26 protein-coding genes are annotated in these 24,300 nt (G+C 66.6%); 10 read left to right on the top strand and 16 right to left on the bottom strand.

Features of this window, described 5'->3' with window-relative positions; translation table 11 throughout:
• Positions 1-5: 5 nt before the first annotated feature.
• The gene (locus HH212_RS14510) at positions 6-1,058 is read left to right on the top strand and encodes a hypothetical protein (RefSeq protein ID WP_170203124.1); all 1,053 of its coding nucleotides are present in this window, start codon (positions 6-8) and stop codon (positions 1,056-1,058) included.
• Between the two features lie 199 nt (positions 1,059-1,257).
• On the opposite strand, the gene HH212_RS14505 is transcribed toward HH212_RS14510, so the two are convergent.
• Entirely contained in the window at positions 1,258-1,812 is a 555-nt protein-coding gene (locus HH212_RS14505; RefSeq protein WP_170203123.1) for an FKBP-type peptidyl-prolyl cis-trans isomerase, read from the bottom strand.
• A gap of 80 nt (positions 1,813-1,892) precedes the next feature.
• Here HH212_RS14505 and HH212_RS14500 point away from each other — a divergent pair, with 80 nt between their 5' ends.
• The 3 genes from HH212_RS14500 to HH212_RS14490 all read left to right on the top strand — a co-directional run bounded on the left by HH212_RS14500 (position 1,893) and on the right by HH212_RS14490 (position 4,331).
• Complete coding sequence (locus HH212_RS14500) at positions 1,893-3,014, top strand: cupin domain-containing protein (protein ID WP_170203122.1); 1,122 nt, start codon at positions 1,893-1,895, stop codon at positions 3,012-3,014.
• A 34-nt stretch (positions 3,015-3,048) separates the two neighbouring features.
• Complete coding sequence (locus HH212_RS14495) at positions 3,049-3,567, top strand: DUF7931 domain-containing protein (protein WP_229217283.1); 519 nt, start codon at positions 3,049-3,051, stop codon at positions 3,565-3,567.
• A gap of 461 nt (positions 3,568-4,028) precedes the next feature.
• The gene (locus HH212_RS14490) at positions 4,029-4,331 is read left to right on the top strand and encodes a hypothetical protein (RefSeq protein ID WP_170203121.1); all 303 of its coding nucleotides are present in this window, start codon (positions 4,029-4,031) and stop codon (positions 4,329-4,331) included.
• 152 nt (positions 4,332-4,483) lie between these two features.
• Here HH212_RS14490 and bamC read toward each other — a convergent pair whose 3' ends face one another.
• From bamC to HH212_RS14455, 7 genes are all read right to left on the bottom strand, one after another.
• Entirely contained in the window at positions 4,484-5,575 is a 1,092-nt protein-coding gene (bamC, locus tag HH212_RS14485) for an NlpB/DapX family lipoprotein (RefSeq protein ID WP_170203120.1), read from the bottom strand.
• 89 nt (positions 5,576-5,664) lie between these two features.
• Entirely contained in the window at positions 5,665-6,540 is an 876-nt protein-coding gene (gene dapA, locus HH212_RS14480; RefSeq protein WP_170203119.1) for a 4-hydroxy-tetrahydrodipicolinate synthase, read from the bottom strand.
• Between the two features lie 64 nt (positions 6,541-6,604).
• A complete protein-coding gene (locus HH212_RS14475; protein WP_170203118.1) occupies positions 6,605-7,189 on the bottom strand; it encodes a methyltransferase domain-containing protein in 585 nt (194 codons plus the stop codon).
• Between the two features lie 75 nt (positions 7,190-7,264).
• Entirely contained in the window at positions 7,265-7,918 is a 654-nt protein-coding gene (locus HH212_RS14470; RefSeq protein WP_170203117.1) for a site-2 protease family protein, read from the bottom strand.
• Positions 7,919-8,074: 156 nt separating this feature from the next.
• Positions 8,075-8,698: an L-threonylcarbamoyladenylate synthase gene (locus HH212_RS14465; protein WP_170203116.1), complete on the bottom strand. Its 624-nt coding sequence runs from the start codon at positions 8,696-8,698 to the stop codon at positions 8,075-8,077.
• Between the two features lie 224 nt (positions 8,699-8,922).
• Positions 8,923-9,756, bottom strand: a complete 834-nt coding sequence (locus tag HH212_RS14460) for a 3',5'-nucleoside bisphosphate phosphatase (protein WP_170203115.1) — start codon at positions 9,754-9,756, stop codon at positions 8,923-8,925.
• Between the two features lie 130 nt (positions 9,757-9,886).
• Positions 9,887-10,792 carry an alpha/beta fold hydrolase gene (locus tag HH212_RS14455; RefSeq protein ID WP_170203114.1) on the bottom strand — a complete coding sequence of 302 codons (906 nt, stop codon included), beginning with the start codon at positions 10,790-10,792 and terminating at the stop codon, positions 9,887-9,889.
• A 226-nt stretch (positions 10,793-11,018) separates the two neighbouring features.
• On the opposite strand from HH212_RS14455, the gene HH212_RS14450 reads away from it, so the two are divergent.
• The 3 genes from HH212_RS14450 to HH212_RS14440 all read left to right on the top strand — a co-directional run bounded on the left by HH212_RS14450 (position 11,019) and on the right by HH212_RS14440 (position 13,184).
• Complete coding sequence (locus HH212_RS14450; RefSeq protein WP_170203113.1) at positions 11,019-11,543, top strand: gamma carbonic anhydrase family protein; 525 nt, start codon at positions 11,019-11,021, stop codon at positions 11,541-11,543.
• 3 nt (positions 11,544-11,546) lie between these two features.
• Complete coding sequence (hslO, locus tag HH212_RS14445) at positions 11,547-12,503, top strand: Hsp33 family molecular chaperone HslO (RefSeq protein WP_170203112.1); 957 nt, start codon at positions 11,547-11,549, stop codon at positions 12,501-12,503.
• 189 nt (positions 12,504-12,692) lie between these two features.
• On the top strand, positions 12,693-13,184 hold the full coding sequence (locus HH212_RS14440) for a Dps family protein (protein ID WP_170203111.1): 492 nt from the start codon (positions 12,693-12,695) through the stop codon (positions 13,182-13,184).
• Positions 13,185-13,315: 131 nt separating this feature from the next.
• On the opposite strand, the gene HH212_RS14435 is transcribed toward HH212_RS14440, so the two are convergent.
• A complete protein-coding gene (locus HH212_RS14435) occupies positions 13,316-14,059 on the bottom strand; it encodes an SDR family oxidoreductase (RefSeq protein ID WP_170203110.1) in 744 nt (247 codons plus the stop codon).
• Positions 14,060-14,158: 99 nt separating this feature from the next.
• Here HH212_RS14435 and HH212_RS14430 point away from each other — a divergent pair, with 99 nt between their 5' ends.
• On the top strand, positions 14,159-15,070 hold the full coding sequence (locus HH212_RS14430; protein WP_170203109.1) for an AraC family transcriptional regulator: 912 nt from the start codon (positions 14,159-14,161) through the stop codon (positions 15,068-15,070).
• Here HH212_RS14430 and HH212_RS14425 read toward each other — a convergent pair.
• The 7 genes from HH212_RS14425 to pyrG all read right to left on the bottom strand — a co-directional run bounded on the left by HH212_RS14425 (position 15,067) and on the right by pyrG (position 21,554).
• A complete protein-coding gene (locus tag HH212_RS14425; protein ID WP_170203108.1) occupies positions 15,067-15,951 on the bottom strand; it encodes a hypothetical protein in 885 nt (294 codons plus the stop codon). The genes HH212_RS14430 and HH212_RS14425 overlap by 4 nt on opposite strands.
• A 1-nt stretch (position 15,952) precedes the next feature.
• A complete protein-coding gene (locus HH212_RS14420) occupies positions 15,953-16,432 on the bottom strand; it encodes a hypothetical protein (RefSeq protein WP_170203107.1) in 480 nt (159 codons plus the stop codon).
• A 287-nt stretch (positions 16,433-16,719) separates the two neighbouring features.
• Complete coding sequence (locus HH212_RS14415; RefSeq protein ID WP_170203106.1) at positions 16,720-17,028, bottom strand: hypothetical protein; 309 nt, start codon at positions 17,026-17,028, stop codon at positions 16,720-16,722.
• A 31-nt stretch (positions 17,029-17,059) separates the two neighbouring features.
• A complete protein-coding gene (gene ftsB / locus HH212_RS14410; protein WP_170203105.1) occupies positions 17,060-17,437 on the bottom strand; it encodes a cell division protein FtsB in 378 nt (125 codons plus the stop codon).
• 80 nt (positions 17,438-17,517) lie between these two features.
• Positions 17,518-18,804, bottom strand: a complete 1,287-nt coding sequence (eno, locus tag HH212_RS14405) for a phosphopyruvate hydratase (protein WP_170203104.1) — start codon at positions 18,802-18,804, stop codon at positions 17,518-17,520.
• Between the two features lie 210 nt (positions 18,805-19,014).
• Entirely contained in the window at positions 19,015-19,869 is an 855-nt protein-coding gene (gene kdsA / locus HH212_RS14400) for a 3-deoxy-8-phosphooctulonate synthase (RefSeq protein ID WP_170203103.1), read from the bottom strand.
• A complete protein-coding gene (gene pyrG, locus HH212_RS14395) occupies positions 19,866-21,554 on the bottom strand; it encodes a CTP synthase (protein WP_170203102.1) in 1,689 nt (562 codons plus the stop codon). Before pyrG ends, kdsA begins: the two co-directional genes overlap by 4 nt.
• 352 nt (positions 21,555-21,906) lie before the next feature.
• Here pyrG and HH212_RS14390 point away from each other — a divergent pair, with 352 nt between their 5' ends.
• A complete protein-coding gene (locus HH212_RS14390; RefSeq protein WP_170203101.1) occupies positions 21,907-23,079 on the top strand; it encodes a YjgN family protein in 1,173 nt (390 codons plus the stop codon).
• 11 nt (positions 23,080-23,090) lie between these two features.
• On the top strand, positions 23,091-24,197 hold the full coding sequence (locus HH212_RS14385) for a M48 family metallopeptidase (RefSeq protein WP_170203100.1): 1,107 nt from the start codon (positions 23,091-23,093) through the stop codon (positions 24,195-24,197).
• Positions 24,198-24,300: the final 103 nt, after the last annotated feature.

The raw sequence follows: 24,300 nt of genomic DNA, 5'->3' as shown, positions 1-24,300 counted from the left end.
TGCCGATGCCGCGGGTCCGTTCCGGCGCCATCCTGCAATCCCGGCGGCGCACGCTGCTGGGCGCCGTCCTGCTGGGCAGCGCCCTGCTGGCCGCCTGCGGCATTGCCGCCGGCGCACCCGCCAAGCGCAACGCCAGGGAAGCGGCAAAGGAAAAGGAAGTCCGCGAAAAGGAGGCACGCGAGAAGGAAGCGCGCGACGGTGGCTACCGCTTCGCCGTCATCGGCCACAGCTTCGTCGACGGCGACGAGGCGCGCCTGAAGCAATCGATCGCCGCCAGCGACGACAAGCCGACCGCGTTCGTGGTGGTGGCCGGCATCAAGGGCGCCGGCGAAGCCTGCAGCGACAAGCTGTACCAGCGCCGCCGCAACCTGATCGAGGAAGCGCCCAAGCCGATGGTGGTGCTGCCGGCCGGCAGCGACTGGACCGAGTGCCGCAACACGGCCGGCCGCACGAATGCGATCGAGCGCCTGAACCGGGTGCGCGAACTGTTCTTCCCGGAAGCGTCGACGCTGGGCACGCACAAGCTGGCGCTGACGCGCCAGTCGATGAGCCCGCGCTTTCGCAGCTATGCGGAAAATGCCCACTGGTCGGTGGGCAAGGTGCTGTACGCCACCGTTAACCTGCCGGCCAACAACAACCACTATCTCACCGATGCCGGGCGCAACAGCGAATACGAAGACCGGCTGGTAGCCAACCGCTTCTGGCTCAACCGCCTGTTCGCCATCGCGCGGCGCGACAAGCTGGAAGCGGTGGTGCTGTTCTCGGAAGGCGACCTGAAGGCGCTGTCGCAGCCGACCGGCCTGCGCGCGCTGCTGCGGCGCGCGGTGCCGCCCGGCCACGACGGCTTTGCCGAGACGCGGCGCCTGGTGCTGTCGCTGGCGCAGAAATTCCCGGGCAAGGTGCTGATGGTGGATGCCAACCGCCTGGAAAAAGGCGCGCATCCGGCGATCGAATGGCGCGACAACGTCGGGCACTTGTCGACCGGGCCGGGGGAACTGGAGGTGGATGTGGATCCGGCGGGGAAGACCCTGTTTGCGCTGGCGGTGCCGGAGAAGTGAGCGCCGTCGCCCCCGCGAAGGCGGGGGCCCATGCCGAGCATCAGAATTTGCTTTGCTGGCTGTACCGCGATGCTTCCGAGCAGGCGCTGTTGCTGGCGATGTATGGGTCCCCGCCTGCGCGGGGACGACGCTGCCGGCGCTTCACGGTGCCGGCACTTACGGTACGGGCGCTTCGGCTAGAACAGCGCCCCTTCGCACATCACTGCAACGGCTGGCTACGGAAATGGTCGCCCGGCTCGTTGTCCTCGATTTCCGGATGGCCGTGATCGTCGCCATGGTGGTGGCCATGCGCGCCGTGCACGTGGCCGTGGGCGATTTCTTCCTCGGTGGCCGCGCGCACGTCGAGCACTTCCAGCTCGAAGCGCAGCGCCATGCCGGCCAGCGGGTGGTTGCCGTCCAGCACGACCTTGTCGTCGGCGACTTCGGTGACGGTGAAGATGGTCGGCTCGTCGTCGCCGCCGTCGGCCACGCCTTCGAACTGCATGCCGACTTCGAGCGGCTCCGGCAGGCGGTTGCGCTCTTCGACTTTCAGCAGGGCCGGATCGTAGTCGCCGAACGCGTCTTCCGGCTCGATCTGGATGGTCGAGCTGTAGCCGACGTCCTTGCCGTCCAGTTCCTCTTCGATCTTCGGCAGCGTGTTCTCGTAGCCGCCGTGCAGGTACACCATCGGCTGGGCGCCGTCTTCGATCAGGTTGTTCTGGGCATCGGACAGTTTGTACTTGACCGAAACGACCGTGTTCTGGGCAATCTTCATTGCGTTTCCTTTCCTGGATAAGGTCTCGATTATAACCTTACTACCATTTTTCCCCGGCGCGGGCGTAGGTATAATGGCGCATGCAAAAATTACCGCTCCTCGGGAACCTCACTCCCGCCCAGTTCCTTCGCGATTACTGGCACAAGAAACCCCTCCTGATCCGTCAGGCGATCCCCGATTTCAAGCCGCTGCTGAAGTTCGAGAAGCTGGCCGAACTGGCGCGCCAGAACCACGTCGAGTCGCGCCTGATCACGCTGGCCGACGGCCAATGGGACATGCAGCACGGCCCGCTGGCCGAACTGCCGCCGCGCAACCAGCGCGAATGGACCATGCTGGTACAAGGCGTCAACCTGGTCGAGCCGAAGGCCGACGCGCTGCTGCGCCAGTTCCGCTTCGCGCCGGATGCGCGCCTGGACGATTTGATGGTCAGCTACGCCACCGACGGCGGCGGCGTCGGCCCGCACTTCGATTCCTACGACGTGTTCCTGCTGCAGGCGCACGGCAAGCGCCGCTGGCGCATCGGCGCGCAGCAGGACCTGAGCCTGGTCGAGGGCTTGCCGCTGAAGATCCTGGCCAATTTCGAGCCGGAACAGGAATTCGTGCTGGAGCCGGGCGACATGCTGTACCTGCCGCCGCACTACGCGCACGACGGCGTGGCCGAGGGCGAATGCATGACCTACTCGATCGGCTTCCGCTCGCCCTCGTTCCAGGAACTGGGCGAAGCCTTCCTGCAGTTCATGGCCGATTCGATCGACCTGCCCGGCCGCTATGCCGACCCCGGCCTGCAGCCGGCGAAAAACCCGGCCGAGATCCCGCGCGAGATGCTGACCACCGTCACCGAAGAGCTGAACAAGGTGCGCTGGGACGAGGAAGACGTCACCATCTTCCTGGGGGAACACCTGTCCGAGCCGAAGCACAACGTGTTCTTCACGCCGGTGGCGAAACCGCTGCCGGTCGGGCGCTTCATGGAACAGGCGGCCAGGCGCGGCCTGGCGCTGTCGCCCAAGACGCTGATGCTGTACCGCGGCAAGCACGTGTTCATCAACGGCGAATCGTTCGCCGTCGGGCGCGCCGACAAGCCGGTGCTGGACGCGCTGGCCAACGGGCGCGGCCTGGAAGGCGCCCTGCTCGACAAGGCGTCGGACGACGTGCTGGAAGCGCTGTATACCTGGTACCAGGACGGCTGGCTGGAACTGGCGTAAGCCGCATACGAAAAGCAAAAGGCAGGGAGGCGCGATGACGGACCCGGGCGAACCAGCCGGCACGGCGAAGATGGCGGGCATGGAAGGCATCGTCCACTTCGACAGCCGCGCCCGGTTCCAGCAGGCGCTGCGCGCGTTGCTGGAGCGCGCCCATGCCACGCTCGACCTGTTCGACCCGGACTTCGCCCTGTTCGAGCTGGGAAGCAGCGCAACCGATGCCTTGCTGCGCCGCTTCCTGCACGGCGGCAGCGTGCTGCGCCTGGCGCTGCATTCGACGGCGCACCTGGAGCGCCACGCGCCGCGCTTCCTGCGCCTGCTGCGCGACTACGACCACCTGTCCGCCTGCCGCCAGACCCCGCGCGACCTGCGCCAGCTGGCCGATTCCTTCGCCATCGCCGACAACCTGCATGTGGTGCGGCGCTTCCATGCTGCTCACCCGCGCGGCGTGCTGGCTTTCGATGCGCCTGGCGAGAGCGACTTGCCGCGTACACGTTTTGCCGCCATCTGGGAAGCATCGCGCTCCGCCTTGCCGCCGACCGTTACCGGCCTTTAGGCGCAGGGTGGGCGGCTATGCCGTCCACGCATCCAGCCCCTAGTCGCATCCAGGCGTCGCAAATTTGCTACGGAAGCGTGGACGGGAAACCTATCCACCCACTGGGTTTTTCAAATCGGGGTCAGAGCACAATTTTTGGCAATTTCTTGCGCGAAATCAAGAAAAACGTGAGAAAAGTTGTCGCCAGGATGGTTTTGATACGAGTCTAATAAGTGTTTTCACTTATGTCACATCTTGTAACAAATCGCCGGCTGGTCTTCTGATTAATCGTTACACCTTGACACGAGTTTTCTGTTGCGATTCAGTAAATTTGGCTATAATATCGGGTTAGGAAGGTTCCCGTTGTCCGTAGGCACTTTTTCCAAAGTTATGAAAGCTACGAGAATTCCTGACGAGCGATAATTACCGGTAATTATTCATCGCAACAGATGCACTTCTTTTGAATTAATTAAGGAAAAACCATGAAAAAATCTCTGCTGATCGTCTCCCTGCTGGCTGTTGCCCTGACCGCCTGCAGCAAAAAAGAAGAAACCACCACCGTGACCCCGGCCGCTGAAACCGCACCGGCAACCACCACGACCACCACCACCACCCCGGCTGACGCAACCGCGACCCCGGCTGTTCCGGCTGCCGACGCAACCGCAACCCCGGCAAACCCGGCTGCTGCTGACGCTGCCGCTTCAGCTGCTTCGGCTGCCGCTTCGGCTGCTTCGTCGGCTGCCGACGCTGCTGCTGCTGCCGCTGCTCCGGCCGCTTCGAAGTAATCAGCATTGCTTCATTAAAACCGGCCTTCGGGCCGGTTTTTTTTTCGCCTGCGTTTTCGCCAGCGCGCCTTCCGCCTCCCGGCAAGCGCCAAGTCGGCAGGCAATAAAAAACCGGCCTCGAAGGCCGGTTTCGTGTTGGCGACGGACGCCGCTTACTTCAGTTCGTCCGCCAGCAGTTGCAGGATCTTGGCGCCGGTCGGCGTGCCGTCCGGCTTGCCGTCATTGTTCTGCACGGTGACGTCGCTGCTGGTCGCGCCCTGCACGGTCGAGACCAGCACGCGGTAGCGCTGCGCTTCCTTGTTCTTGTCGTCCGAGCCGAACAGCTTGCTGAAGAAGCCGGCCTTGTTGACCGCATCCGGATCGACGTAGCGCACGAAATAGATGCCCTGCACGCGGTCGCGGTCTTCCACGGTGAAGCCGACGCGGTCCAGCGCCAGGCCGACGCGGCGCCAGGCGCGGTCGAAGCCTTCGTCGACGGTGACCTTGCCGCCGTCCAGCTTGGCGTGCTGCGGTTCCAGCGGCGCGTTGGCCACGATCGAGGCGGCTTGCTTGACCGGCGTGCCGTTCAGCTTGGCCACCAGGCGGCCCAGGAACTCGGCTTCCAGTTCCGGATCGTTCGGACGCGCGGTCCAGGTCGTCGTCTCGCGCTGGGCGCCGGTCACCACTTCCTCGGCGCCGCGGTGGCTGATGTAGATCTCGGTGGCGCCGTCCGGACGGCGTTCCAGGCGGGTGCGGAACTTGTCGCGCTCGCCGGTCGAGTAGGCCGAGTCGAACACGCGGCCGATGGTGCGGCGGATGAAATCCTGCGGGATCTTGGAACGGTTTTCGTTCCAGTTGGTTTCCATGACGCCGGTCTGGGCCGATTCGGTCTCCAGCGTGAAGCCGGCGTCGGTCCAGAACGATTCCAGTTGCGGCCACAGCTGTTCCGGCGTCTGCTTGACGACCAGCCAGCGCTGCTTGCCGGCACGCTCGATATGCACCGAATCGGTCGCGACCGGACCGATGGTGTCGCCGGACGCCGCGGCAGGCGCGCCGGCGGCGACGGGTGCAGCGCCGCCGTTGCGCTGCTGCTGGAAGCCGGACGCGGTGGCGACGCCGCGGCCGTCCGGCACGGCATAGCGGTTGTCCTTCTGCAGTTGGGTCAGGTCCGGCGGGACGTCCAGCGGGGCGGCCTTCTTGGTCGCCTTGTAGTCCACCTTGTCCGATTCGAATATCGTCGTGCACGCGGCCAGGCTGAATGCCATGGCGGTCAGCGCGATGGCGCGGGTCGCGCGTTGAGTCTTGAACTTGCGATTTGTCATATCGTTAAAGCAGTAGGTCAGGAGACCGTTCATCAAAGGACGCCGGATTCGCGCAGGGCAGCGCGGACGGTGTCGTGGTATTGCGCGGACAGCGGCGCCAGCGGCAGGCGCAGGCCTGCCGGCATCTTGCCCATTTCGGTCAGCGCCCACTTGACCGGAACCGGATTCGGTTCAATGAACAGCTTGGCATGCAGCGCCAGCACGCGGTTGTTGATCTCGATGGCACGGGCGGTGTCGCCGGCCATGGCCGCTTCGCACAGCTCGTGCATGGCGCGCGGCGCGACGTTGGCGGTCACCGAGATGTTGCCGGCGGCGCCACAGAACATCAGCGCCATCGCGGTCGGGTCGTCGCCCGAATACACGCCGAACGATTTGTCCACGCCGCGCAGCAGTTCGATGCCGCGGCCGACGTTGCCGGTCGCATCCTTGATGCCGACGATGTTGTCGACGGCGGCCAAGCGCACCACGGTCTCGTTGGCCATGTCGGCCACGGTCCGGCCCGGCACATTGTAGAGGATCACGGGGATGTCCACCGCTTCGGCGATCGCCTTGAAGTGGCGGTACATGCCTTCCTGGGTCGGACGGTTGTAGTACGGCACCACCTGCAGCGTAGCGTCGGCGCCGACGTCCTTGGCATGGCGGGTCAGCGCGATCGCTTCCGCGGTCGAGTTGCCGCCCGAACCGGCGATCACCGGAATGCGGCCGGCAACGTGCTCGACCGTCAGGCGGATCAGTTCGCAGTGTTCGTCCGGGCTGACGGTGGCCGATTCGCCGGTGGTGCCGACGATGACCAGGCCATCCGTCCCCTCGGCCACGTGCCAGTCGATCAGCTTGCGCAGGCTGTCCTTGTCCAGGCTGCCGTCCTCGAACATCGGCGTGACGATTGCTACTATGCTGCCCTTAATCATAATCAGTGGACCGTGCCGTTAATAAATAAAACTTGGATTGTAGCGGATACCCCGCCCTTATGGGTCATTCGCGCCCAGATAAATGGTCGAGCCGGGCACCGCCCAGGTCGAAGGCCGGACCCACCGCGCACAGGCGCTGCACGCGCGCCGGCTTCGGCGATTCCAGCGCGCCATCCTCGAACGCGACCACGCGCAGGCCCGAGCGGCCGGCCACGCCGATCAGCTCGCCGGGCATCAACAAAAAGTCCGGATTCGACGGCTTGCCGAAGGCCTCATTGCCGCGCGCAAAGGTTTCGTAGATCAAGACGCCGTTTGGCGCCAGCGACGCCGTGATCGGCGGCAGCAGCGGCCGGTACAGGTAATTCGTGACCACGATGCCGGACAGGCTGCGCGGCGCGAACGGCCAGGCGCTGCCGGGCGCTTCCAGGTCGTATTCGACGGTGGCGATGTCGTCGCCGTGTGCGCCGGCAGCGATCGCCGCCAGCGCGGCGGCATCGCGGTCGAGGGCGATGACGGTATGGCCCATCGCCGCCAGCAGGCGCGCATGTCGCCCTGCCCCGCAAGCCAGGTCGAGCACTTCGCCGGTGCGGATCAGCGGCGCCCAGCGCCGCACCCAGGCGGAAGGATTGTCGGCAACGGCATGATTCATGTGATGTTCCATCCCTGTGGTCGGCGCACGCGGCGCAGGTCGGCCGAGCGGCCGCTCAGCTCAGCTCAGCTCAGCTCAGCTCAGCAGAATGATCAGCGGCGTGACGATCCATTCCAGCAGTTGCTGGCCGACGCCCCACACGATCCCCAGCCAGACCTGCACGATCTTCAGCAGGATCAGCACCAGCAAGATGATGAAACCGTAGGGTTCCAGGCGCGCATACTGGTACGCCAGCTTGTGCGGCAAGACCGCGAACAATACGCGGCCGCCGTCCATCGACGGGATTGGCAGCAGGTTGAACGCCATCAGCCATAGGTTGGTCTTCACGCCGGCGCTGGCCACCAGGTTCGGGAACGACTCGTCCACGTGGAAATACTGCAGCAGGACCGCCAGCACCATCCACATCAGCGCCATCACGAAGTTGGCGGCCGGACCGGACAAGGCGACCCAGGCCATGTCGCGCTTCGGATTGCGCATCTGCCCATAGTTCATCGGCAAAGGCTTGGCATAGCCGAACACGAAGCCGACCGTCACGTACATGATCGCCGGGATCACCACCGTGCCGAGCGGATCGATATGGGCCAGCGGATTGAGCGTGGTGCGGCCAGCTGCGTGGGCGGTATTGTCGCCGAAATGCCGTGCGACGAAAGCCTGCGCGGCATCGTGCATCGTCAGCGCAAAGAGGACAGGCAGTGCGTAGACCGCCAGGTTGCGTATAAGTTCATCCATAACGCGGGATTCTAACAGAGCCCACGCACCGGGCATTATTCGGCCAATGGCCGCTAAGCAATTCGAGCGCCGTTTAAGCTGCGGTTAAGCCGGCGCATGGTCCTGCACTTTGCACGGCCGCCGCCGCAGCGGCGCCCGGTGCAGCGGCGCCCGCGGCTACAGGCCGAACACCGACGGATCGCCGCGGCCTTCGCGCAGCAGCACCGCTTCCGGACCGGTCAGGTCGACGACGGTGGTCGCCTCCAGCGTGCCGGCGCCGCCGTCGATGACCAGGTCGATCTGCTTGTCGAGGCGCTCGCGCACTTCTTCCGGATCGGACAGCATGTGGTCGTCGTCCGGCAATTGCAGCGTGGTGCCGATCAGCGGCTCGCCCAGTTCTTCCAGCAGGCCGAGCAGGATGGGGTTTTCCGGCACGCGGATGCCGATGGTCTTGCGCGACGGGTGCGACAGCCGGCGCGGCAATTCGCGCGTGGCTTCCAGGATCACGGTGTACGGGCCGGGCAAGACCGACTTCAGTTGGCGGTACTGCTGGTTGTCGACGCGCGCGTACTGGGCGATCTCGGACAGGTCGCGTACCAGCAACGTCAGGTGGTGCTTGTCGTCGACGCCGCGGATACGGCGCAGCTTCTCGACCGCGGCCTTGTCGTCGAGGCGGCATACCAGCGCATAGGCGGAATCGGTCGGCGCCGCCACGATGCCGCCCGACTGGATGATCTGGGCCGCCTGTCGCAGCAGGCGGACTTGCGGGTTGAGCGGATGGATTTCGAAATATTGGGTCATTGCCTCCCCTATGGGGATGAATGGAAAACCGTCAAGATAGGGGCGAGATGCCGAAAATTCAAGTGTCGTCGTCCCCGCGCAGGCGGGGGCCCATGCAACGGCTCCGACGATCGCTACGGTGAATCGTCAGTTGACGTTTTCAGAAAGGTAAGCTTGGGTCCCCGCCTGCGCGGGGACGACGCTCGGCTACAGACGAGCATGGTGTCGACCAGTACACGGAACGCTCAAAACCAGTCATGCCACACCGGCGTCACTCCCGCCGGCAGCGGCGCCAGCTTGTCGAATTCGACCCGCGCCTCGCCCGGCGCGTGGAAGTCGGTGCCGCGCGAGGCCAGGAAGCCGTAGCGGCGCGCCACTTCCGCGTAGGTGGCGTACTGGTCCGGCGTGTGGCTGCCGGTGACCACCTCGATGGCGTTGCCGCCGAGTTGCTTGAATTCGTCGAACAGCGCGCCCTCGGCGGTCTTCGAGAAGCGGTAGCGCCCCGGGTGGGCGATCACCGGGATGCCGCCGGCGCCGCGGATCCAGCCCATGGTATCGGCCAGCGTGGCCCAGCGGTGCGGCACGTAGCCGGGCCGGCCTTCGGTCAGGTAGCGCCGGAACACTTCGGAGGTGGTGCTGCAGGCGCCGATCTCGCACAGGTAGCGTGCGAAGTGGGTGCGCGACAGCAGGTCCGGGTTGGCGACGTACTTCAGCGCGCCCTCGTAGGCGCCGGGGATGCCGGCCTTTTCCAGCTGGGCCGCCATTTCGCGCCCGCGCTGGTCGCGCCCGTGCCGGGTCGCGGCCAGGCCGGCCACCAGGCGCGCCTCGTCCTCGTCCACCTGCAGGCCGACCACGTGGATGGTCTCATTGGCCCAGGTCACGGAGATCTCGACGCCGGCCACGAAGCGCATGCCCTGCTCCTGCGCGGCGCGGCGCGCGGCCTTGATGCCGCCGACCTCGTCGTGGTCGGTCAGCGCCCACACATCGACGCCGCCCTTGCGCGCGTAGGCGGCCACGGCAGGGGGCGCCAGCACGCCGTCGGAGATGTTGGAATGGCAGTGGAGATCGACTTTCAGCATGATGAAGACCGGCGGGAACAGGGGTGAACGGATGGGCGCGACGCCTTCATTGTACGCCCATCGGCGGGATCGCGAACGGCTTGGCGGATGGTCGAGCCGCCCTCCGCACGGGCGCCGCTCCCTCCAACCCTCAGGCCGCCTCCGCCGCCGAACGTCGTGGCTGCGCCAGGAATTCCTCGATCATGCGCGCCAGCAGTTGCGGCTGGTCGTGGTGCAGCATGTGGCCGGCATCCGGCATCATGCGCGGGGTGACGTCGGGCACCTGCGCCAGGCGGCGGTCGACCTCGGCGCGCGCGTGTTCCTTCGGCCCCATCCAGCGCCACATGTCGGTGTGCTCAGCCTCGACCCACAGTACCGGCGCGGTGATGCGGCGCCAGCACGCCATCACCTCTTCCGCCTGGTACAGCAGCGGACTGGTCATCTTGTGCGCGGGGTCGCCCAGGATTTCCCACGACCCTTGTGCATTCCGGGCCGCCCAGTGCTGCGCCAGGAAGGCGGCGCGCGCGGCCGGCAGGCGCGGATTGGTCTTCTGCAGGCGCGCCGCCACCTCTTCCAGGCTGGCATAGGCGCGCATCGGCGCCGGCGCCTTGACCTCCTCCAGCCACCTGGCGTAGCGCCCGGGCGCCTGCTCCGGCCTGGTGGCCGGCAAACCGAAACCTTCCAGGTTGACCAGGCGCGCCACGCGCTCCGGACGGATGCCGGCGTACACGCTGACGATGTTGCCGCCCATGCTGTGCCCGAGCAGGTTCACCGCTTCGCCGGGCGCACAATGGTCGAGGATGGCCTCCAGGTCGGCGAAGTAATCCGGAAACCAGTAGGTGTCGGCGCCGGCGCGCTCGCTCAGCCCGAAGCCGCGCCAGTCGGGCGCGATCACGTGCCACTCGCCCTGCAGCGCATCGACCACGAACTGGAACGAAGCCGACATGTCCATCCAGCCATGCGCCATGAACAGCTTGGGCGCGCCTTGCGGCCCCCAGTGGCGCAGGTGGATGCGCAGGCCGCGGATGGCCAGGAATTCGGAACGGGATGGCATCATGAGATTGCTCACAAAAAAGTACGGTCGTTCGGTTCGAAGCTTCATCTTACACAAAGCGGCGATACCGGTCCAGCATCCGGGCGGCTGCCCCCCTGCCCGCGCCGCGGCGCTTGCAATCCGCGTACGCGTCCCCATCTGCGGCGCTTGCCGGACGATGGCGGACGCAAGGGCGTAAAATAGCGGCTGCCTTTTCACCCCTGTCTTCAACCCTATTGCGAGCACATCCATGGCGATTTACCAGCTGGGCGAGCATGCGCCCGAGATCGATGCGTCGGCCTACGTCGCCGATTCCGCCACCCTGATCGGCAAGGTGACCGTCGAGGCCAACGCCTCGGTCTGGTCCGGGGTGACGATCCGCGGCGACAACGAGCGCATCACGATCGGCGCGGACAGCAACGTGCAGGAAGGCACGGTAATGCATACCGACATGGGCTACCCGCTGGTCATCGGCAAGGGCGTGACCATCGGTCACCAGGCCATGCTGCACGGCTGCACGGTGGGCGACGGCGCGCTGATCGGCATCCAGGCGGTGCTGCTGAACGGCGCCGTGATCGGCAAGGGTTGCCTGGTCGGCGCCGGCGCCCTGGTCACGGAAGGCAAGACGTTCCCGGACAACACGCTGATCCTGGGATCGCCGGCCAAAGCGGTACGTACATTGACGCAAGACGACCTGCTGCGGCTGCAGGCCAACGCCGCCGGCTATGTCGAGCGCGGCCGGCGCTTCAAGGCGGAACTCAAGAAAATCGGATAAAGAATGACGACTGATACCAGCAAGGACATCCTGCAAAAATTCATCTTCGACAACGGCGCCGTACGCGGCGAGCTGATCGAAATCTCCAATGCATGGCGCGAGATCCAGGCGCGCCACGACTACCCTGCCGCAGTCAAGGGCTTGCTGGGCGAGATGGTCGCCGCGGCCGCGCTGCTGTCGGCCAACCTGAAGTTCAACGGTTCCATCGTGATGCAGATCCACGGCGACGGTCCGGTGCGCCTGCTGGTGGTCGAGTGCGATGCCGAACTGCGCCTGCGCGCCACCGCCAAGCTGGCGCCGGATGCGAACGTGGCCGACGACGCCAGCCTGACCGACCTGCTCAACGTGGGCGGCCATGGCCGCTTCGTGATCACGCTCGATCCGCAGGACAAGGTGCCGGGCCAGCAGCCATACCAGGGCGTGGTGCCGCTGGATGGCGACGACATCGCGACCGTCATCGAGAACTACATGCTGCGCTCGGAACAGATGGAAACCAAGCTGTGGCTGGCGGCGGACGACAACGTGGCGCGCGGCCTGCTGCTGCAAAAGCTGCCGCGCAACAGCGCGATCGAGGGCCAGGTGGCCCAGGCCAGCGAGGAAGAAGACCTTGAGACCTGGACCCGCGCCGGCATGCTGGGCGCAACCCTCAAGCGCGAGGAGCTGTTGAACACCGACGTGCCGACCCTGCTGAACCGCCTGTTCTGGGAAGAGACGATCCGCGTGTTCGAGCCGCTGCACCCGGTGTTCCACTGCACCTGCTCGCGCGAAAAGGTCGGCAACATGCTCAAGATGCTGGGCCGCGACGAAGTCGAATCGGCGCTGGCCGACCTGGGCCAGCTGGGCATCAATTGCGACTTCTGCGGCAAGCACTACGCCTTCGACGCGGTCGACTGCGCGCAGCTGTTCGCCACCGATACCACCGCCGATGCGGTGGCGCCGGTGTCCGCCGTAAAACATTGATTAGAAGTAGCGTGGACGGGAGACCCGTCCACCCTACGATTCCAGCGACGATTCCACCGCCCAGCCATCGATTTCCCCTATCCGCATCATTGGAAATATGCGCAACGGGATGTCACAATTGGTGATAAGCTTATACCAATCGAGCAACACCAATTGATTGTCAACGTCTATCGAAAAAGGAAAACCAACATGAATATCGATATCGGCATCACCACCGAAGACCGCGCAAAAATCGCCGACGCCCTGTCGCACGTGCTGGCCGACAGCTACATGCTGTACCTGAAGACCCACAACTTCCACTGGAACGTGACCGGTCCGATGTTCCAGACCCTGCATACCATGTTCCAGGAGCAGTACACCGAACTGTGGACCGCGCTGGACGACATCGCCGAGCGCATCCGCGCACTGGGCCATTTCGCGCCGGGCACGTACAAGCGCTACGCCGAACTGTCGTCGATCAGGGAAGAAGCCGGCGTGCCGAATGCCCAGGAAATGATCCGCCAACTGGTCGACGGCCAGGAAGCCGTGATCCGCACGGTGCGCAGCGCCTTCCGCATCGCCGACGAAGCGAGCGACCAGCCGAGCGCCGGCATGCTGAGCGACCGCATGGAAATCCACGAAAAGAATGCGTGGATGCTGCGCTCCTTCTTGGAGAACGGCGCCGGCGGCGTCCAGGGCTGATACGGCGTTTCCGCGTAACACCCGTCGGCGGGCAATCGTCCGCCAACGCGTTGCCGGCGTCCCTGTTGTCGCACACGACGGCAGGACGCCGGCGCCGCTTCCGCCCTGCCGGCCCGCGCCGGCAGCCGCGCTCACGATGATGCGGCAAGCGCCTGCGCATCTTCGCCGGCCGGTATCCGCATCGGCGCGGCCGGGTCCATCACCGCGCGCCAGACGGCCTCGGCCACGTCGCGCGCATGCGTCACCGGCCCGCCGCCGCGCACGCCGGCAATCACCGCGTCCAGCAGCGGCGCATAGTCTTCTGGCATGTTCCCCTGCATGCGCCCGCGCGCATTCTCGCCGAAGCGTGTTCCGGGCGATCGTCCCGGCAGCACCAGGCGCGCGCGGATACCGAGCGGTGCCAGTTCCAGTGCCAGCGACTCCGTGAAGGCGTTCACGGCAGCCTTGCTGGCGGTGTACACCGACAGCAGCGGCAAGGGTTTCAAGGTCACGCTCGAGGTCACGTTGACGATCACGCCGGCGCGGCGCGCGCGCATGCCCGGCAGCACGGCCTGCGTCATGGCAATGGTGCCCAGCGTGTTGGCTTCCAGCACGGCACGCGCGGTGTCCATGGCGATGCCTTCCAGCGGATACAGCACGCCGATGCCGGCATTGTTCACCAGCGCGTCGAGCGGGCCGGCGGCTTCGATGGCGGCGCGGATGCCGGCGGCATCGGTCACGTCCAGCGCCAGCACGCGCAGGCGCTCGGATGGCGGCAGCACGGCGGGGTCCGGGTCGCGCATGGTGGCGACGACGCGCCAGCCGCGTTCCAGGAACAGGCGCGCGGTCTCCAGGCCGAAACCGGACGAGCATCCGGTAATCAAAACGGTTTGCATGAGGGACTCCCTGGTTTGGTAAAGGTGCCGCAACTATAGGCGAGCCGGCCTGGACGGACTACAATCGCCAGTCCGGAATTCATTTGCGAGCGTCCAGGAATGATCGATCCATTGGCCGAAGTGGTCGGCCTGCTGCAGCCGGGTGTGCGCTACACCAAGATCGTCGGCGGCGCCGGCCGCTGGGGCGTGCGCCGCGCCGAGACCGGGCAGCCATCGTATTGCGTGATACTCGACGGCGCCTGCCGCCTGGCGGTGGAAGGCGCCCCGCCCCTGGTGCTGCAAGCAGGCGACTTCGTTCTGGTTCCGGCGACCTACGACTTCGCCATGTCGAGCATGGAGCAGCCGGGCGTCGAGGCCTTCGGTATGGATCCGGTGATGCTGGGTCCCGGCGAATTCCGCCTGGGCGCTGCGGATGGCCTACCCGACGTGCGCTACATCATCGGCCATTGCGTGTTCGGCTCGCCGGACGCGGCGCTGCTGGTGTCATTGTTGCCACGCCTGGTGCACGTGCGCGACGCACCGAGACTGGCCACGCTGGTGCAGCTGGTCGATGACGAAGCGCGCGCCAGGCGGCCGGCGCGCGAGGTGGTGATGGCGCGCCTGCTGGAAGTGCTGCTGATCGAGGCACTGCGCTCGACGGCCGGCACGGCGGCCTCGTCCGGGCTGGTGCGCGGCCTGGCCGATGCCCGCCTGGCGGGCGCGCTGCGACGCCTGCACGAGGCGCCGGCGCGGGCCTGGACCGTGGCCGAGCTGGCGCAGGAAGCCGCGCTGTCGCGCTCGGCGTTCTTCGAGCGCTTCAGCCTCGCCGTCGGCATGGCGCCGATGCAATACCTGCTGACCTGGCGCATGGCGCTGGCCAAGGACCTGCTGCGACGCGGCGCCTGCGGCATCGCCGAGGTGGCCGAGCGGGTCGGCTACAGCTCCGCCAGCACCTTCAGCGTGGCCTTCGCGCGCCACGTGGGCGCGCCGCCGGCGCGCTATACGCGGCGCCAGGAGGCGCCCGGCGCCTAGCCGGCCGGACAAGCCTGGTGCGCCAGCGCCGCGCCGGCCTGCACGCCGGCGGCGAAATCGGCCGGCGCCACCTCGTCGCCGAAGCGTTCGCGCAATTGCTGTTCGGTGAGCGGCCGGTGGCGCGCGTCGGCGGCGGCGATCGCGTAGGCCATCGAGCGCGCCGGATCGCGCGCCACGACCTGGCCGGCATCGTAGGCGTTGGACAGCAGGCCGAGCGCGAAATGGTCGCACTGGTTGCCGGCCTGCTGCAAGTAGGTCAAGGCCTGCTGCTTCCATTGCTGGACTTGCGGGTCGTCGGCGCTGGCCGTCGGGTCGGCCGGCTTGCCGCCCGGCCCCTCCATGAAGAAATCGATCTGGGCGTCGCGGTTGCCGGCATCGGCGGCGCGCGCCAGGAAGCGCATGCGCTCCTGCAGCTGGACCGGCGACACCTTGGCGCACAGCGCGGCCACGCGCGCGCGTTCGCGCCTGAACGTCTCGCCCTGGGCCGGATCGGCGAATTCCGGCAGCGGCTCGGCCGCCGCCGCGCAGGCCGAGGCGGCCTGGTAAAGCTGGTAGGCGGCGCGCATGTCGCCGGTACGCGCGGCGGCGGCACGCTCGTCGATGTAGCGCGCCGCATCCTTGCCGCCGAAATCGACCGGGCGGCCGTTGCGGCCGTAGATCGGCATGGCGTCCGCCGTCACGAAGTCGGCGCGCGCCGGCGCCGGCGCGACGGCCGGCAGCATGGCGGGATCGAGCCAGCGCGCGCCGCCCTGCGCCGGCGCAGCCGCAGCCGCTGGCGCATCCGGTCGTACCGCGGCCGGCGCGCGCAGCCACGCCAGCGCCGCCGCCAGCACCAACGCGCCGGCGGCACTGCCGAAGACGATCGTGCGGGTCGCGGTCAACTCAATTCCACAGGTAGCAATAAGCCTGGCTGCGCTCCAGGTTGGCGCCCACCGAGCCGCTGCTGGCGATCGTCTTCACCCAGCCGTTCGGCGCCGAGGCGGTCGGCGTTTCGCCGCAATTATTGTGCACCCAGTGGATGCCGCTGCCGTCCGAGTACTTCTGGCCGCACACTTCGACGCGCGTGCCGGCCTTGAGCGCCGCCAGCGAGGCCGGCACCGAGGTCGCGTTCTTGACGTAGTCGGACGCATACACGTTGTCCATCGCCACCTGGTAGGACTTGCCGTCCTGGTCGGCCTTGATATACATCACGGTGTGCGAGACCTGGATGCCCTGGATGGTCTGGGTGGCGGCCTGGAACTTCGGCGCGGTGGTCACGCTGCCGGTGAGAAAAGCGCCCTTGTTGGTGGTGCAGGTGCTCTGCTCCGAAGCGAAAACAACCAGCGGGGACAGCAGGAACAGCGCGATCAATGCTTTTTTCATTTTCCGGTTACCTATCGTTGTCGTTGTGGTGGATGGGACGCCGGGTAAATCCCCCGCGGTCCGCCCGGCAGTATTCCAGCCGTGCGTGACCGGGCGATGACGCAGGGCATGTCGGCCGATGCAGCATCGCGTTTATGCAGAACAATTTACCCGAAACAACTTTACGACGTAACTGGTGCGCTGCGCAGGGAATCGATCATTGCGATCGAAACAATGTCGTATTTTTACCAACAAGGGATCGGCGCCGTGCAAACGGTCCGCCCCGGATGGGCAGGGTGGCAAACGGATCAGTGGCGGGTGGCGCCGTGCGCCGGCTGCGCCGGCAGGTACAGGTCGATGACCTTCATGATGGCCAGCGTGGTGTCCAGGCTCATCGCGCCCGCGCCCAGGGCCGCGGCCAGTTCGGCGCGCGGCAGGCCGGCGGCGGCGGCCAGGTGCGGCAGGCCGTCGGCGTGCGCGATGTCGGCCAGGGCCTGCGCCAGCGATTCGGCGTCGCCGCACTCGAAGGCGGCGGCCAGGTAGGCGGCGATGGCTTCCAGCGTGTCGAGCGCGCCTGGAGTCCCGGGGTTGTCGGTATGAGAGTGATGGTCGGCCATGGTCGGCGTCGGCGTGCAGGGAGGCGGCGGCTCAATCCTCGGGGATGAGCGCGGCTTTCTTGACGGGCTTGCCGCCCTTGGTCGTTTTCGGCGGCGGGGCCGGCGGCGGCACGGTCATCATCGTGGCCGGGTGTTCGTCCTTCCTCAGCACCTGCACGAAGATCTCGTTCTGCTTGATCATGCCGAGTTCGTAGCGCGCGCGCTCTTCCACCGCGCCCAGGCCCTCGCGCAGGTCGCGCACTTCCGAGTCGAGCTTGGCATTACGCGCGTGCAGCTGGTCGGTCTTGGCGCGGCTGGCGGCGAGCTGGCCTTCCAGGTCGGCGACGGCGAGCCAGCCGCCCTTGCCCAGCCACAGCGGGTACTGGATCAGCAACAGCAGGGCGAACAGGACAAGGGTGATGATGCGCATGGAGTGGAAACGAAATCGAGGGACGCGGCGCAGCACGCCACATGGCGGACACACCGCGTCCCAGTCGTACTGCGGGCTGCTTACTTCAGGTTGTAGAACGCTTCGCGGCCCGGGTAGCTGGCGATGTCGCCCAGGTCTTCCTCGATGCGCAGCAGCTGGTTGTACTTGGCCATGCGGTCCGAGCGCGACATCGAGCCGGTCTTGATCTGCAGGGCGTTCAGGCCCACGGCGATGTCGGCGATGGTCGAATCCTCGGTCTCGCCCGAACGGTGCGAGATCACGGCGGTGTAGCCGGCGCGCTTGGCCATCTCGATGGCGGCGAAGGTCTCGGTCAGGGTGCCGATCTGGTTGATCTTGATGAGGATCGAGTTGGCGATGCCCTTCTGGATGCCCTCTTTCAGGATCTTGGTGTTGGTGACGTACAAGTCGTCGCCGACCAGCTGCACCTGCTTGCCCAGGCGGTCGGTCAGGATCTTCCAGCCGTCCCAGTCGCCTTCGGCCATGGCGTCCTCGATCGAGATGATCGGGTACTTGTCGCACCAGGTCGCCAGGATGTTGGTGAAGTCCTCGGCCGACAGCTGCAGGCCGCCTTCGCCTTCCAGCACGTACTTGCCATCCTTGAAGAACTCGCTGGCGGCGCAGTCCAGGCCCAGGGCGATGTCCTGGCCCGGCACGTAGCCGGCCTGCTCGATCGCCTGCATGATCAGCTTGATCGCCTCTTCATGGTTGGCCACGCTCGGCGCGAAGCCGCCCTCGTCGCCGACCGCGGTGTTCAGGTTCTTGCTGTGCAGGATTTTTTTCAGGGTATGGAACACCTCGGCGCCGTAGCGGATCGCTTCCTTGAACGACGGTGCGCCGACCGGGATGATCATGAATTCCTGGATGTCCAGGTTGTTGTCGGCGTGGGCACCGCCGTTGATGACGTTCATCATCGGCACCGGCATCTGCATCGCGCCGGAACCGCCGAAGTAGCGGTACAGCGGCAGGCCGGCTTCCTCGGCGGCGGCCTTGGCCACGGCCATCGACACGGCCAGCATGGCGTTGGCGCCCAGGCGGCTCTTGTTCTCGGTGCCGTCCAGGTCGATCAGGGTGCGGTCCAGGAAGGCCTGCTCGTTGGCGTCCAGGCCCATGATGGCTTCGCTGATCTCGGTATTGATGTTTTCGCAGGCTTGCAGCACACCCTTGCCGAAATAGCGCTTGGGGTCGCCGTCGCGCAGTTCGATCGCTTCGCGCGAACCGGTGGATGCGCCCGACGGCACGGCGGCGCGGCCCATCACGCCCGACTCCAGCAGCACATCGCACTCGACGGTCGGATTGCCGCGCGAGTCGATGATTTCGCGGCCGATGATATCAACGATAGCACTCATGGTGTTTCAGTCTCCAGAAAGAGTAAGGAATCGATTCAGGCGCACCAAGCCGCACGGTACGCTCCCGTCGCCCCCGCGGAGGCGGGGGCCCATGCTGAGTTGCCGAAGTCGTTCCGTTGACAGTTGTTCGACGTGATCGACAGTGGAAACTCGGTATGGGTCCCCGCCTGCGCGGGGACGACGTGCATAGGTTCGTGGTTCTACGTTTCGTTATGCGAAGCCGGCTTCCATGAAGCCCGCCTTCTTGACGATACGGTCGATGTCGACCAGCGTCGTCAGCAGTTCCTTCATGCGTCCCAGCGGCACCGCATTCGGGCCGTCCGACAGCGCGCACGCCGGGTCGGGATGGGTTTCCATGAACAGGCCCGCCACGCCGGCCGCCACCGCGGCGCGCGCCAGTACCGGCACGTGCTCGCGCTGGCCGCCCGACGAGGTGCCCTGCCCGCCCGGCAGCTGCACCGAGTGGGTGGCGTCGAACACCACCGGGCAGTTCGATTCGCGCATGATGGCGAGCGAGCGCATGTCGGACACCAGGTTGTTGTAGCCGAACGAGGCGCCGCGTTCGCACGCCATGAAGCTGTCTTCCGGCAGGCCGGCGGCTTTTGCGGCCGCGCGTGCCTTGTCGATCACGTTCTTCATGTCGCCCGGCGCCAGGAACTGGCCCTTCTTGATGTTGACCGGCTTGCCCGAACGCGCGCAGGCGTTGATGAAGTCGGTCTGGCGGCACAGGAACGCGGGCGTCTGCAGCACGTCCACCACGCTCGCCACCTGCGGGATCATGGCCTCGTCGTGGACGTCGGTCAGCACCGGCACGCCGAGTTCGCGGCGCACGTCGGCCAGGATCTCCAGTCCCTTGTCCATGCCCGGACCGCGGAACGAGGTGCCGGACGAGCGGTTGGCCTTGTCGAACGAGGATTTGTAGATGAACGGGATGCCCAGCGCGCCGGTGATTTCCTTGAGCGTGCCGGCGGTGTCCATCGCCATCTGGCGCGATTCGATCACGCAGGTGCCGGCGATCAGGAAGATCGGGTGCTCGAGGCCGACGTCGAATCCGCAGAGCTTCATGCCGCGTCTCCTTGCAATGCAGGGGCATTGGCCGCCTGCGGGTTGGCGTTGGCGGCCTGGTGCGCCAGGGCCGCACGGATGAACGAACTGAACAGCGGATGACCGTTGCGCGGGGTCGACTTGAATTCCGGGTGGAATTGCACGCCGACGTACCACGGGTGCGCGTTGGCGCCGCTGCGCGGCAGTTCCATGATCTCGCACAGGTCTTCGTTCGGGGTGCGCGCCGACACGATCAAGCCGGCCGCTTCCACCTTCGGCAGGTAGTGATTGTTGGCTTCGTAGCGGTGGCGGTGGCGCTCGGTCACGACGTTGCCGTAGATGTCGGCGGCCAGCGTGCCCGGGTTCACCGCGCAGGTCTGGGCGCCCAGGCGCATGGTGCCGCCCAGGTCGGAGTTCACGTCGCGCTTCTCGACCTTGCCGTCGTGGTTCTGCCATTCGTTGATCAGGGCCACCACCGGCTGCTCGGTGTCCGGATCGAACTCGGTGGAATTGGCGTTCGGCAGGCCGGCCATGTGGCGCGCGTACTCGATCAGCGCGACCTGCATGCCCAGGCAGATGCCCAGGTACGGGATCCGGTTTTCGCGGGCATAGCGCGCCGCCATGATCTTGCCTTCCACGCCGCGCTTGCCGAAGCCGCCCGGCACCAGGATGGCATCGTACTTGGCCAGGTGGCCGCAGCCGGTCGATTCGATCTCTTCCGAGTCGATGTACTCGATGTTGACGCGGCTCTCGGTGTGGATGCCGGCGTGGCGCAGCGCCTCGGTCAGCGATTTGTAGGATTCGATCAGGTCGACGTACTTGCCGACCATGCCGATGGTGACTTCGTGCTGCGGGTGTTCCAGCGTGTGGATGAGTTTGGTCCACATCGACAGGTCGGCCGGCGGCGCTTCCAGGCCGAGCGCTTCCAAAATGATGTCGTCCAGGCCCTGGTCGCACAGCACCTGCGGCACCTTGTAGATGGTGTCCACGTCCCACACGGAGATCACGGCCTGCTCTTCGATGTTGGCGAACAGCGAGATCTTGGCGCGCTCGTCGTCCGGGATGCGGCGGTCGGCGCGGCACAGCAGCGCGTTCGGCGAAATGCCGATCTCGCGCAGTTTCTGCACCGAGTGCTGGGTCGGCTTGGTCTTGAGTTCGCCGGCCGACGAGATGTACGGCACCAGGGTCAGGTGGACGAAGGCGGCGCCCTTGCGGCCCGAACGCAGCGACAGCTGGCGCGCGGCTTCCAGGAACGGCAGCGATTCGATGTCGCCCACGGTGCCGCCGATCTCGACCAGCGCCACGTCCACGCCTTCGGCGCCGCGGCGGATGTAGTCCTGGATCTCGTTGGTGATGTGCGGGATCACCTGCACGGTCTTGCCGAGGTATTCGCCGCGGCGTTCCTTGCGGATCACCGATTCGTAGATCTGGCCGGTGGTGAAGTTGTTCACCTTCTTCATGCGGGTGCTGATGAAGCGCTCGTAGTGGCCGAGGTCGAGGTCGGTCTCGGCGCCGTCGTCGGTGACGAACACTTCGCCGTGCTGCGTGGGGCTCATGGTGCCCGGATCGACGTTGATGTACGGATCGAGCTTGAGCATGGTGACTTTGAGGCCGCGCGATTCGAGGATCGCGGCGAGGGAAGCGGCCGCGATCCCTTTACCCAGGGATGACACGACGCCGCCAGTGACGAATACGAATTTGGTCATTGTGCAGATAGTGCCGGACGGCACACGCGGGAAATGGCGATTATACCTTAATCCGTCAAATACTTCTTCAATACAACTTGGCAACAAGCGGCTGGAATAAGGGGCTGCGGCGAGCCCGTGGCGTAGAAGATGCAAACGGCATGGGCGGTTATTGCAAGAATTGCCAAACCGGTAAAGTCATGCATAAACTGTAACGATCACCAGCCGTCGTTCCCGCGGAGGCGGGAACCCATACCGAGCATCCGGAGTTGGCGTCTTCAAGGATTGGGGCTACTTCCAACGACTCGAATCATGTTGCGCGGTATGGGCCCCCGCCTGCGCGGGGACGACGAGTAACCAGCCTGTTACCCATATGACCGAACCTATCGACAGTGCTCTACCGGACCTCGCTTTTCCAGCCGAGGAAGAAGCCCATGCGCCCGAGCCGGCGGAACTCCTCGCGCTGCAGTTCTCCGGCAGCGGCGCCGAATACTTCCGCATCTGGATCGTCAACCTGATGCTCAGCGTCGCCACGCTCGGCATCTACTCGGCCTGGGCCAAGACGCGCCGGCTGCAGTATTTTTACCGGAACACCAGCCTGGCCGGCGCCAGCTTCGACTTCCGCGGCGATCCCAGGGCGATCCTGCGCGGCCGCATCCTGGCGCTGGTGCTGGTCGCGGCCTACCAGTACGCGTTCGGCTTTTCGGTCGCGGCCGGCGCGGTCACGGTCGGCCTGCTGCTGCTCGCCCTGCCCTTCCTGATGCGCTCGGCGCTGCGCTTCCGCCTGGCCAACACCTGGTACCGCGGCCTGCCGTTCGGCTTCGACGGCGGCATCGCCAAGGCCTACCTGGCCTACCTGGTGCCGGTGGCCATCTTCGTGCTGCCCGGCGCCCTGTTCGCGCTGACCAGGGATGCGCGCATCCTCGGCGCCTTTTCCCTGCTCTACCTGTTCTGGCCGCTGATGCACGGCGCCATGAAGCGCTACCAGCACGGCCGCCTGCTGTACGGCGACCTGCACGCCGGCTTCGCGCCGTCGGCGGCGAGCCTGGCCAAGCCCTACCTGTTCGCCTTCCTGTTCAACCTCGGCGCCCTCGTCGTCTTCGTGGCGGTGGTCGGCGTCACGGCGGTCGCCGGGCGCGGCGCCGCATCCGGCACCGCACCGGGCGCCAACCTGGCCAGCGGCATCGCGCTCATCCTCGGCACCCTGCTGCTGTACCTGTGCTTCCTGTTCAGCGGCCTCTACATCCTGGTGCGCATGAACAACCGGGCCTGGTCGGGCACGGCCTTTCCCGGCATCGCCATCGATTGCCGCATGCGCGTGCGCGGCTACCTGCGCCTGCAGGTGGTCAACGTGCTGCTGACCGTGTTTACGTTGGGGTTGTTCCGGCCGTTCGCCGCGGTGCGCACCTGGCGCTACCGGGTCGACCACGTGCGCATCGACGCGCCCGGCGGCTTCGAGCAGGCCAGCGTGCATGCCGGCCGCCGTCCGGCCTCCGCCGCCGGCGACGGCGCCGCCGACTTCCTGGGAGTGGACCTGTCATGGTGACGGCGAACGACATGGATCAGCAGTCGATCGAGGCCAGCTATTTCGACGGGCGCAGCGCGCGCCTGCAGCCGGCGCGGCTGCGCGTGCGCGGCGATGCCCTGGCCGTCGCCACGGCGGATGGCGAACGCAGCTATCCGCTGGCGCAATTGAAGCTGGCCGAACCGTTCGCCGCCGCCGCGGCCGTGCTGCGCTTCGGCGACGGCGCCGGCTGCGAAGTGCCGGCCGGCGCCGGCCGCGAGCGCCTGCTGGCCGCGCTCGGCTACCGCAAGAGCTGGGTGGTGCGCTGGCAGGAACGCTGGCCGGCGGCGCTGCTGTCGCTGGTGCTGCTGGGCGCGCTGCTGGCGGCCGCCTGGCTGCGCGGCATCCCGTTCGTGGCCGGGCGCATCGCCGCGCGCCTGCCGGTCTCGGTCGACGTTTCGCTCGGCAAGGCGGCGCTGGCCGGCCTGGAAGCGCAGCGCATCGTGGCGCCGTCGCGCCTGAGCGACGAGCGCATCGCCGAAGTGCAGGCGCTGCTGGCGCCGCTGGCGCCGGCGCAGCCGCGCATGCCGCTGCGCCTGCTGGTGCGTGCGTCGGACCGGCTGGGCGCCAACGCACTGGCCCTGCCGGACGGCACCATCATCGTCACCGACCGCCTGGTACGCCTGGTGCAGACCAGGGACAACCAATTCGACGCTACCTCGCGCGAACAGCTGAGCGCGGTGCTGGCGCACGAGATCGGCCACGTCGAGCGGCGCCACGCGGCGCGCGCCATGAGCGGCTCCTCGCTCACCGCCGCCCTGTCGGCCACGCTGTTCGGCGACTTCAGCGCGGTGGCCGCCGGCCTGCCGACGATCCTGTCGCACATGGAGTACTCGCGCGGCATGGAAAGCGAGGCCGACGATTACGCGGTCGCCGTCCTGCACCGCAACGGCATTCCGGTCCAGTCCTTCATCGACGTGCTGGCCGAACTCGGCGCGCAGCAGGCCGACGACGACAAGCTGCCGCGCTGGATGCATGTGTCGATGGGCTACCTGTCGACCCACCCCAAGACCTCGGAACGGATCGCGCGCCTGCGCGAAGCGTCCGGGCGCCTGGACGACGAGGGACAGGAAAGCCGGAACGGCGGCGACGGACGTTGAACGGCGCGCCGCCGTTGTTCGCGTTGCCGCGCATGCATCGACGCTTGTCGCGGCGTCATCGCCGGGGAGCGTGCGTGTTGGAATTTCACACCAACGGCGCATG

This window comes from Massilia forsythiae (genome assembly GCF_012849555.1).
GTDB lineage: Bacteria > Pseudomonadota > Gammaproteobacteria > Burkholderiales > Burkholderiaceae_D > Telluria > Telluria forsythiae.
This window is presented reverse-complemented; position numbering and strand designations above follow the sequence as displayed.

Coding starts and splice junctions, on each gene's coding strand:
- hslO (WP_170203112.1), top strand. CDS start 11,547: ATGACGACTGATACCAGCAAGGACATCCTGCAAAAATTCATCTTCGAC.
- HH212_RS14495 (WP_229217283.1), top strand. CDS start 3,049: ATGACGGACCCGGGCGAACCAGCCGGCACGGCGAAGATGGCGGGCATG.
- HH212_RS14420 (WP_170203107.1), bottom strand. CDS start 16,432: ATGAAAAAAGCATTGATCGCGCTGTTCCTGCTGTCCCCGCTGGTTGTT.
- HH212_RS14435 (WP_170203110.1), bottom strand. CDS start 14,059: ATGCAAACCGTTTTGATTACCGGATGCTCGTCCGGTTTCGGCCTGGAG.
- HH212_RS14510 (WP_170203124.1), top strand. CDS start 6: ATGCCGCGGGTCCGTTCCGGCGCCATCCTGCAATCCCGGCGGCGCACG.
- HH212_RS14465 (WP_170203116.1), bottom strand. CDS start 8,698: ATGACCCAATATTTCGAAATCCATCCGCTCAACCCGCAAGTCCGCCTG.
- HH212_RS14505 (WP_170203123.1), bottom strand. CDS start 1,812: ATGAAGATTGCCCAGAACACGGTCGTTTCGGTCAAGTACAAACTGTCC.
- HH212_RS14470 (WP_170203117.1), bottom strand. CDS start 7,918: ATGGATGAACTTATACGCAACCTGGCGGTCTACGCACTGCCTGTCCTC.
- HH212_RS14385 (WP_170203100.1), top strand. CDS start 23,091: ATGGATCAGCAGTCGATCGAGGCCAGCTATTTCGACGGGCGCAGCGCG.
- ftsB (WP_170203105.1), bottom strand. CDS start 17,437: ATGCGCATCATCACCCTTGTCCTGTTCGCCCTGCTGTTGCTGATCCAG.
- HH212_RS14440 (WP_170203111.1), top strand. CDS start 12,693: ATGAATATCGATATCGGCATCACCACCGAAGACCGCGCAAAAATCGCC.
- HH212_RS14415 (WP_170203106.1), bottom strand. CDS start 17,028: ATGGCCGACCATCACTCTCATACCGACAACCCCGGGACTCCAGGCGCG.
- HH212_RS14490 (WP_170203121.1), top strand. CDS start 4,029: ATGAAAAAATCTCTGCTGATCGTCTCCCTGCTGGCTGTTGCCCTGACC.
- eno (WP_170203104.1), bottom strand. CDS start 18,804: ATGAGTGCTATCGTTGATATCATCGGCCGCGAAATCATCGACTCGCGC.
- bamC (WP_170203120.1), bottom strand. CDS start 5,575: ATGGCATTCAGCCTGGCCGCGTGCACGACGATATTCGAATCGGACAAG.
- HH212_RS14460 (WP_170203115.1), bottom strand. CDS start 9,756: ATGCTGAAAGTCGATCTCCACTGCCATTCCAACATCTCCGACGGCGTG.
- kdsA (WP_170203103.1), bottom strand. CDS start 19,869: ATGAAGCTCTGCGGATTCGACGTCGGCCTCGAGCACCCGATCTTCCTG.
- HH212_RS14390 (WP_170203101.1), top strand. CDS start 21,907: ATGACCGAACCTATCGACAGTGCTCTACCGGACCTCGCTTTTCCAGCC.
- HH212_RS14430 (WP_170203109.1), top strand. CDS start 14,159: ATGATCGATCCATTGGCCGAAGTGGTCGGCCTGCTGCAGCCGGGTGTG.
- HH212_RS14500 (WP_170203122.1), top strand. CDS start 1,893: ATGCAAAAATTACCGCTCCTCGGGAACCTCACTCCCGCCCAGTTCCTT.
- pyrG (WP_170203102.1), bottom strand. CDS start 21,554: ATGACCAAATTCGTATTCGTCACTGGCGGCGTCGTGTCATCCCTGGGT.
- HH212_RS14455 (WP_170203114.1), bottom strand. CDS start 10,792: ATGATGCCATCCCGTTCCGAATTCCTGGCCATCCGCGGCCTGCGCATC.
- dapA (WP_170203119.1), bottom strand. CDS start 6,540: ATGATTAAGGGCAGCATAGTAGCAATCGTCACGCCGATGTTCGAGGAC.
- HH212_RS14450 (WP_170203113.1), top strand. CDS start 11,019: ATGGCGATTTACCAGCTGGGCGAGCATGCGCCCGAGATCGATGCGTCG.
- HH212_RS14475 (WP_170203118.1), bottom strand. CDS start 7,189: ATGAATCATGCCGTTGCCGACAATCCTTCCGCCTGGGTGCGGCGCTGG.